The sequence below is a fragment of the Neisseria sp. HMSC055H02 genome, assembly GCF_001813335.1.
Lineage (GTDB): Bacteria > Pseudomonadota > Gammaproteobacteria > Burkholderiales > Neisseriaceae > Neisseria > Neisseria sicca_C.
In genome coordinates this window covers 24407-32122 of the sequence record NZ_KV812107.1, presented here as the reverse complement: position 1 = coordinate 32122, position 7716 = coordinate 24407, and the positions used below count along the sequence as shown (strand labels likewise).

The window sequence follows — 7716 nt, the reverse complement described above, 5'->3', positions numbered from 1 at the left end:
TTGTCCTGATTTAAATTTAATCCACTATAGTACGGTAAAAAGGTCGTCTGAAACCTAAGGATCAGGTTTCAGACGACCTTTTTTGAAGACTCTGCCTATTCCCGTACCAAATGCGAAAGCGGCAGGGAGGTAGTGGTTTTGATTTCTTTCAATACGAAGCTTGATTGCGCGTCCTGTACGCCGTGGTGGGAAAGGAGTGTATCCAAGACGAAATGGGAAAAAGCATTCATATCGGTGAAAAATGCGTGGAGCAGGTAGTCGGTTTCACCGGTGAGGGCGAAGCAGCTCAATACTTCCGGCCATCCTTGTACCGATTGCGCAAAGTCTTCGCGCGCATCTTTTGCCTTGCTGATGGAAACGCGGATAAACGCCTGTAAGCCCAAATCGACGGCTGCGGGAGAGAGTAGGGCGGCATAGCGGCGGATGATGCCTGCGTCTTCCAGTTGTTTGAGGCGGCGCAGGCAGGGCGAGGGGGGGAGGGAGATACGTTCCGCCAGCTCGACATTGGTCAAACGTCCGTTTTCCTGTAAAACCTGTAAAATTTTCAAATCGGTTTTATCCAAAGTAATCTGCTGGGTCATTTGCATTCTTTCTCCGAACCCTTTTGCCGGGTCAGTTGGTTAAGTTGGTGGCATTATATCCTAAATAAGTTGTTTTTAACATATTATCCTCTAATGGCGGGTGGTTTGTCGGTATAATCTGTGTTAAATGATTTGTAATTTTGGAGATTTTCACAACGGTTTTATTTCAAAGGGACGGCTTGCCCAAACCGCCTTTTCAAGCCATAATCGGGGCATGTGCAGGAGAGAGCTACATCAGGTTACATGTAGCCGCCGAAGGCGCAGATGCCCTTAAATCGCTCAGGCAACAGGGACCGCACATTGAAATAAAACATCTGGAGAGCGGTGCGTTCGCACCCACCGAAGGGGAGAAGGCCGTCTGAACCACCATTCAGACAACCGCGCAAAGCAGTGAGCAGACTGGTTTGCCCATCAAGCGGATACGGCCGAAAATCTCAGGTTCAAGGACAGATAGGGTCTTCCGCGCATCTTGTGCGGACGGCATCTGAACAATAAATCCGGAGAAGCTGAGAATGACTGCCCTGAAAACCACCCCGTTTCACCAAGCCCATCAAGATGCAGGCGCGAAGCTGGTCGATTTTGCCGGCTGGGAGCTGCCCATCCATTATGGTTCGCAAATCGCCGAACACGAAGCCGTGCGCACCGACGCAGGTATGTTCGACGTATCCCATATGCTCGTTACCGATGTCGCCGGAGCGAACGCCAAAGCCTTTTTCCGCAAACTGATTGCCAACGACGTTGCCAAACTCGCCTTCGTCGGCAAAGCCCTTTATTCCGCGCTGCTCAACGACAACGGCGGCGTGATTGACGACTTGATCGTTTACCGCACCAACGAAGCCGAAACCCAATACCGCATCGTGTCCAACGGCGCGACCCGCGAAAAAGACACCGCCCAATTCCACAAAGTCGGACAAGAATTCGGCGTCGCCTTCAATCCGCGCTACGACCTCGGTATGCTTGCCGTACAAGGTCCTAAAGCCATCGAAAAACTCCTGACCGTCAAACCCGAATGGGCGGATGTCGTCCACAGCCTCAAACCGTTCCAAGGCGCGGATTTGGGCAACGACTGGTTTGTCGCCCGCACCGGCTACACCGGCGAAGACGGCGTCGAAGTCATCCTGCCCGGCACCGAAGCCGTCGCATTTTTCAAAGCCCTGCAACAAGCCGGCGTACAGCCCTGCGGCCTCGGCGCGCGCGACACCCTGCGCATGGAAGCCGGCATGAACCTCTACGGCAACGATATGGACGACGACACCAGCCCGCTCGAAGCAGGCATGGGCTGGACCGTTGATTTGAAAGACGAAAACCGCGATTTCGTCGGCAAAGCCGCTTTGCTGGCATTGAAAGAAAAAGGCGTTGCCGTCAAACAAGTCGGTTTGCTGCTCGACAAAGGCGGCATCCTGCGCGCGCATATGGAAGTGTTGACCGACAAAGGCAAAGGCGAAACCACCAGCGGCGTATTCTCGCCCAGCCTGAAACAATCCATCGCCATCGCCCGCGTTCCGAAAGATTTTGACGGCGATACCGCCAAAGTGCTGATACGCGGCAAAGAGGTGGACGTGCGCGTATTGAAGCTGCCGTTTGTACGCAACGGACAAAAGCAGTTTGACTGAATATAGTTGGCAAAAAAAAACATTATATTTATTTTAGTAAAACTCGCTTCACTTGTTCTCAGACGACTTTTGAATAGGCAAGGTCGTCTGAAAACTGATAAAGAGAATTTGTTGGATGGATTTTTTTGATGTAACAGACGTAAAAATAGATAAACTTGATAAAGTTTTAGATATTATTCTAAATATTATAAAACTGAGTATCAGCTTGGGTGTAATATTTGGTTTTGTAGTGGTTTATAAATATCTTAAAAATATTAATCAGTTAGGTATTTTTACAAACGTAATAAGTCAACCGTACAGCGCCATAGCAATATTAATTATATTTGGGTTTATTGGTTTATTTTTCTATATATCTCTTTTTGCTCCGTTTTTATTATCTGCTATTGCGAATGACAATGGTGTTCTAATAAGAAATAGAAAGGATCGTCTTGTATTTTGGCAGTCGAGTATCATCCCTATAATTGGCTTTTGGGTGTTTATTTTCGTTGCTTTCTGTGCATCAAAAGAATGGCAGCGCAGTATTTGGGGAATGGTTTTTCTACTTGTAATTTTGGTACTTTCTGTTCTTTTACCAGCCATAATCTTCTTTTTTTGCTGGTATTCAGGTAGAAAAAAATATAAACTCAAAATAGTAAAGGGAATATATACGTCTAATTCATTGGGAGACCTTGTTTCATTTTTTACACTTGTTTCTTTATTTAACTTTATTTTATTTATAATCGCGGTTTTGCCTATTGCTGCAAATTGGATTGGGGATGAAAGTTACCAGTGGTTTTTTTTAGTATGTTCAACATTTCTAGTTATAGCTAACTCTTTCGTTGCAGTGATGCTATTGAACGATGGTAAAGATAAAATTTTAAATAAAATTAGTTACTATGTTTTACCTCTGTTTTTTTGCTTTTTTTATTTGGTAGCAATTGCTGTTGTTGCAAATGACTTACCTCAAAGGTTTTTGTATCCCATTAGATTTATAGAAATGCCAAAAGATTCTGGATGGTATATGATAAACAATAATTATCCAAGAAGAGAAGATGTTGGATTTCAGGGAGTTGGAGTAAACGGCATCACAACCGAAGGGATGGAATATATTAAAAAAAACTTCACGAGAGAAGTGCCTTTTGAAGGCATAGATTTTGATGAAGAAAAAAATAAATGCGCTCAGCCGAAAAATAAACTCCAAAAGAATGCGTTGTATGGTTATATGGCGTGGAATTTGGGCGAGGTAAAAGTGTTTTGTCCTAGGTCTGTAGAGTTTTACGGGAAGCATACTGAAAAAGAGTTGCTGATTGCTTCTCAAAAATGTTTAGTGTTAAAAGCAGATGTTCTTCAACCTTTGGATAGGCAATATATTCCTTACTAAAAAACTATTGAGCAGTGTTTCAGTTTCAAGTAGGTTAGCAGTATCCTTTCTAGTCTAGTTTTAAACCAAAACCAATGGAGAATCAAACCATGAGCAACAACATCCCAGCCGAACTGAAATACGTTGCCAGCCACGAATGGCTGCGCCTTGAAGAAGACGGTACCATCACCGTCGGCATTACCCACCACGCGCAAGAGTTGTTGGGCGACATCGTGTTCGTCGAGCTGCCCGAAGTCGGCGCGAACCTTGCCGCTGAAGAACAAGCCGGTGTGGTTGAGTCTGTGAAAGCCGCGTCTGACGTGTACGCGCCGATTGCAGGCGAAGTCGTTGCCGTCAACGAAGATTTGCCCGGCGCGCCGGAAACCGCCAACAGCGACCCTTACGGCGCAGGCTGGTTCTTCAAAATCAAACCTGCCAACCCTGCCGACTACGACGGCCTGCTGACCGCCGAACAATACGCGGGTGAAGTGGATTGATTTTAAAATGGCGCGGCAGGCATATTGCCGCGTTTTGATTTTGAAAGGTCGTCTGAAACCCCGTTTTAGGTTTTCAGACGACCTTTGTTTCGCTTGACCGATAAAACATGAATTACTGCGAATTTGTTGCCGCCCTCCCAAACGATACGGACAATCCGAACAAACATTACCACGATAAGCAATACGGTTTTCCGATTTCAGACGACAATGAGTTGTTCGGACGGCTGGTGTTGGAAATCAATCAGGCGGGTTTGAGCTGGACATTGATGCTGAAGAAGCAGCAGGCGTTTCGGGCTGCATTTAAAAATTTCGACATTGACACTGTCGCCGCGTTTGACGAAGCCGACATCGAACGCCTGCTTGCCGACGCAGGCATCGTCCGCAACCGCTTGAAAATCAATGCTGCGATTTATAACGCACGGCAAATCAAAAAGATACAGCAGGAATACGGCTCATTCAAAAACTGGCTGGATGCACACCATCCGCTCGACAAAGACGGGTGGGTGAAGCTCTTTAAAAAGCATTTCAAATTTGTCGGCGGCGAAATCGTCGGCGAATTTTTAATGAGTACCGGCTACCTGCCCGGCGTGCATATTGAAAGCTGTCCGGTTTATCAAGAAGTTTTAGAATGCCGCCCGAAATGGGCAGAGGTCGTCTGAAAACGGGTTTTTAATATCACTTACCGTATTTATTTTTAAATAAATGTTTTCAGACGACCTCCCGAATCCAAACGTCGTCTGAAACATCAAAACACCTGCCTTCGCGGCAGATTCCTACAACAAAAAAGGAGTAGAAATGAAACTATCCGAACTGTTCAACCCCAACGAATTTGCCGCGCGTCATTTGAGTTTCGGCGACGAGGCTGCGCTTTTGGAAGCGCTCGGCGAGAAGAGCATGGACGATTTTGTCGGCAACACCGTGCCGCAAAGCATCCGTATGCCGTCCGAACCCGAACTGCCCGAAGCCCTGACCGAGGCGGACGCTTTGGCGAAGCTGAAAGCCATTGCGGCGAAAAACGTGATCAACAAATCCTATATCGGCTTGGGCTATTACCCGACCCGCGTGCCGAACGTGATTTTGCGCAACGTATTGGAAAATCCGGGCTGGTACACCGCCTACACGCCGTATCAGGCGGAAATCGCACAGGGGCGTTTGGAAGCGTTGCTGAACTTCCAGCAGGTGTGTATCGATTTGACCGGTTTTCCCGTGGCGGGCGCGTCTTTGCTGGACGAGGCAACCGCTGCCGCCGAAGCGATGGCGATGGCGCAACGCGTGGGCAAGGTGAAATCCGAACGTTTCTTTGTGGACGAGCGCGTCTATCCGCAGACTTTGGACGTGATGAAAACCCGTGCTAAATATTTCGGCTTCGAGCTGGTGGTCGGCGATTTTGCCAAAGCGGATGAAGGCGAATACTTCGGCGCGCTGTTCCAATACGTCGGTAAAGACGGCGACGTGCAAGACTTGCAAAGCGTTATAGGTCGTCTGAAAACCAAAGGCACGATTGTTGCCGTTGCCGCCGACATCATGAGCTTAGTCTTGCTGAAATCGCCTGCCGAATTGGGCGCGGACATCGCGTTGGGCAACACGCAACGCTTCGGCGTACCGATGGGTTTCGGCGGGCCGCACGCCGCTTATTTCGCGTTTAAAGACGAGTTCAAACGCTCCGCCCCGGGCCGCATCATCGGCGTATCCAAAGACGCATCGGGCAAACCCGCGCTGCGCATGGCGTTGTCCACCCGCGAACAACACATCCGCCGCGAAAAAGCCACGTCCAATATTTGTACCGCGCAGGCATTGCTGGCGAACTTGGCGGGTATGTACGCCGTTTATCACGGCCCCGAAGGCGTGAAACGCATCGCCAACCGCATTCACGCGCTGGCTTCCGCCTTTGCCGACGCGCTGGTTTCAGATGGCCTGAAAGTGGTTCACGAAGTCTTCTTCGATACCGTTACCGTCGATTTCGGCAGTAAAGAAAAAGCGGACAAAGCGTTCCAAACCGCTTTGGAGCTGGGCTACAACCTGCGCCGCGTCAGCGACACCCAAATCGCCGCCGCCTTCCACGAAACATCCGTGCGCGAAGACCTTGCCGTGTTGTACTACGCCTTTACCGGCAACAACACCTTCACGCTTTCAGACGACGTCAAAGGTCGTCTGAAAACCGAATTCCTGCGCCAAGACAATATCTTGCAACATCCCGTGTTCAACCGTTACCACACCGAACACGAAATGCTGCGCTATCTGAAAAAGCTCGAAGACCGCGACTTGGCGATGAACCGCAGCATGATTTCGCTGGGCAGTTGCACCATGAAGCTCAACGCCACCGCTGAAATGCTGCCGATTACTTGGGCGGAGTTTTCCGACATCCACCCCTACGCCCCCGAAACCCAAACCGCAGGCTACCGCGAACTCCTGACCGACATGGAAAACAGCCTGAAAGCCATCACCGGCTTTGACGCGATTTCCTTCCAGCCCAACTCCGGCGCGCAGGGCGAATACAGCGGTATGCTTGCCATCCGCCGCTATCAGGAAGCCCAAGGCGAAGCACACCGCGACATCTGCCTGATTCCCAAGTCCGCCCACGGCACCAACCCCGCCACCGCCGCCATGCTCGGTTTGAAAGTCGTCGTCGTCGATACCGACGAACACGGCAACGTCAACATCGACGATTTGAAAGCCAAAGCCGAGCAACACCGCGACGCCTTGTCCGCCATCATGATTACCTACCCGTCCACCCACGGCGTGTACGAAGAAGGCATCCGCGACATCTGCCGCATCATCCATGAAAACGGCGGACAGGTTTACATGGACGGCGCCAACCTCAACGCCCAAATCGGCATCATGCAGCCCGCCGAAGTCGGCGCGGACGTGTTGCACATGAACCTGCACAAGACCTTCTGCATCCCTCACGGCGGCGGCGGCCCGGGCATGGGCCCCATCGGCCTGAAAGCCCACCTCGCCCCGTTTGCCCCAGGCCATGTGTTAACCGACACGCACAGCGCCAGTGCCGGGCAAACCGCCGTTGCTGCTGCTGCCTTCGGTTCCGCGTCCATCCTGCCGATTACCTGGATGTACCTGACCATGATGGGCAAACAAGGCATGGAGCAGGCAACGCGCTGGGCATTGCTCAACGCCAACTACGTCGCCAAACGCCTGAGCGAAGACTATCCCGTTCTCTACACAGGCAAAAACGGCCGCGTCGCGCATGAATGCATCGTCGATTTGCGCCCGCTCAAAGCCGAAAGCGGCATCACCGAAACCGACATCGCCAAACGCCTGATGGACTACGGCTTCCACGCCCCGACCGTCTCCTTCCCCGTTGCCGGCACGCTGATGATCGAGCCGACCGAAAGCGAGAGTAAAGCCGAACTCGACCGCTTCATCGCCGCCCTGAAACAAATCAAACAGGAAGTGTTGAAAGTCGAACGCGGCGAATGGCCGAAAGACGACAACCCGCTGGTCAACGCCCCGCACACCGCCGCCGACGTAACCGGCGAATGGGCGCATCCGTATTCCCGCGAAGAAGCAGTCTTCCCGCTGCCCTTCGTGCGCGAAAACAAATTCTGGCCGAGCGTCAACCGCGTGGACGACGTGTACGGCGACCGGAATCTGGTCTGCACCTGCCCGCCGATGGAAGCGTATGAAGATTAAGGTTTGACATGAAGAAAGGTCGTCTGAAATTTCAGACG

At 50.7% G+C, this 7716-nt stretch carries 6 protein-coding genes and 1 riboswitch; of the genes, 5 read left to right on the top strand and 1 reads right to left on the bottom strand.

Translation table 11 applies throughout. The annotated features are described in order from the left end of the window. Positions 1-95: 95 nt before the first annotated feature. Positions 96-581, bottom strand: a complete 486-nt coding sequence (locus HMPREF2907_RS08500; protein ID WP_070682155.1) for an Lrp/AsnC family transcriptional regulator — start codon at positions 579-581, stop codon at positions 96-98. A 209-nt stretch (positions 582-790) separates the two neighbouring features. Next, a riboswitch (glycine riboswitch) is annotated at positions 791-887 on the top strand. Positions 888-1093: 206 nt separating this feature from the next. Here HMPREF2907_RS08500 and gcvT point away from each other — a divergent pair. The 5 genes from gcvT (at position 1094) to gcvP (ending at position 7678) form a co-directional block, all read left to right on the top strand. After that, positions 1094-2194: a glycine cleavage system aminomethyltransferase GcvT gene (gene gcvT / locus HMPREF2907_RS08495; protein WP_070682115.1), complete on the top strand. Its 1101-nt coding sequence runs from the start codon at positions 1094-1096 to the stop codon at positions 2192-2194. A gap of 115 nt (positions 2195-2309) precedes the next feature. Further along, the gene (locus HMPREF2907_RS08490) at positions 2310-3554 is read left to right on the top strand and encodes a hypothetical protein (RefSeq protein WP_070682112.1); all 1245 of its coding nucleotides are present in this window, start codon (positions 2310-2312) and stop codon (positions 3552-3554) included. A gap of 89 nt (positions 3555-3643) precedes the next feature. Continuing rightward, a complete protein-coding gene (gene gcvH / locus HMPREF2907_RS08485) occupies positions 3644-4030 on the top strand; it encodes a glycine cleavage system protein GcvH (protein WP_107826172.1) in 387 nt (128 codons plus the stop codon). A 107-nt stretch (positions 4031-4137) separates the two neighbouring features. Next, on the top strand, positions 4138-4689 hold the full coding sequence (locus HMPREF2907_RS08480) for a DNA-3-methyladenine glycosylase I (protein ID WP_070682108.1): 552 nt from the start codon (positions 4138-4140) through the stop codon (positions 4687-4689). Between the two features lie 136 nt (positions 4690-4825). Next, positions 4826-7678: an aminomethyl-transferring glycine dehydrogenase gene (gene gcvP, locus HMPREF2907_RS08475; RefSeq protein WP_070682105.1), complete on the top strand. Its 2853-nt coding sequence runs from the start codon at positions 4826-4828 to the stop codon at positions 7676-7678. Positions 7679-7716 lie beyond the last annotated feature (38 nt).